The sequence below is a fragment of the Streptomyces sp. AC550_RSS872 genome (genome assembly GCF_019049285.1).
In the GTDB taxonomy this organism is placed as follows: domain Bacteria; phylum Actinomycetota; class Actinomycetes; order Streptomycetales; family Streptomycetaceae; genus Streptomyces.
Window position 1 is genome coordinate 1 of record NZ_JAGMUL010000201.1, and the last position, 216, is coordinate 216.

Consider the following 216-nt stretch of genomic DNA (forward strand, 5'->3'; position numbering starts at 1 on the left):
CTCCCAGGGCGACGAGAACGCGGTCATCGCGCACGACCTGCGGGTCAGCGTCCGGTCGGTACAGCGCTGGCGCAAGGCTTGGTCGCAGGACGGGCCGAAAGCCCTGGCCTCGAAGGGGCCGGCGTCCTTGCCGCTGCTCAGTGACGAGCTGTTCGCCGTGCTGGAGCAGGAGCTTGCCAAAGGGCCGGTGGCGCACGGCTGGCCGGACCAGACCTG

At 70.8% G+C, this 216-nt stretch carries 1 protein-coding gene; it reads left to right on the forward strand.

What is annotated here, in order from left to right:
* The coding region (locus tag KUM44_RS47870; RefSeq protein ID WP_217215177.1) for a helix-turn-helix domain-containing protein at positions 1-216 on the forward strand (216 nt) is incomplete at both ends.